1 protein-coding gene is annotated in these 719 nt (G+C 66.5%); it reads left to right on the top strand.

The genetic code is table 11. The features are described from left to right. On the top strand, window positions 1-719 hold a 719-nt coding region (mepA, locus tag MOV76_RS39325; protein WP_247266612.1), incomplete at both ends, for a penicillin-insensitive murein endopeptidase.

Below are 719 nucleotides of genomic sequence, written 5' to 3'. Positions count from 1 at the left end.
AGCGCCAAGGGGCAGTTCGGCGCCGTCAGCCTGCCAACGCAGGGACCGGCGCAGCCGATCGGCTTTTACGCGAAGGGCTGCATGACGGGTGCGGTGGCGCTGCCGACCGACGGGCCGACCTGGGAAGCGATGCGGCTTTCGCGCAATCGCCGCTGGGGCAATCCGGCGATGATCTCGCTGCTCGAACGTCTTTCGCAGGATGGGGTCAAATATGCCGGCTGGCCGGGCATTCTCGTCGGCGACATTGCACAGCCGCGCGGCGGGCCGATGTTCAACGGCCATGCCTCGCATCAGATCGGCCTCGATGCCGACGTCTGGTTCACGCCGATGCCCGCGCGCCGCATGACGGCCGAAGAGCGCGAGAATCTGCCCTTCACCACCATGCTGCAGAAGGACAAGTTCCTGACCGTCGACCCCAAGGTATGGACGCAATCGCGGGCGCGGCTGCTGATGCTGGCGGCAAGCTATCCCGAGGTCGAGCGCATCTTCGTCAATCCGGCGATCAAGAAGAAGATGTGCGACACCTGGACAGGCGATCGCACCAATCTCGGCAAGCTCCGGCCGGAATACGGCCATGACTCGCATTTCCACATCCGCATCAAGTGCCCGCCAGGTGCTGCGGGATGCACACCGCAGGCCCCCGTCGCTGCCGGCGACGGCTGTGACAAGTCGCTCGCCTGGTGGTTCACGCCGGCGCCCTGGGCACCGCCGAAGCCGCC

Origin of the sequence: Rhizobium sp. PRIMUS64 (assembly GCF_023006465.1) — a bacterium.
In the GTDB taxonomy this organism is placed as follows: Bacteria; Pseudomonadota; Alphaproteobacteria; order Rhizobiales; family Rhizobiaceae; genus Rhizobium; species Rhizobium leguminosarum.
This window is presented reverse-complemented; position numbering and strand designations above follow the sequence as displayed.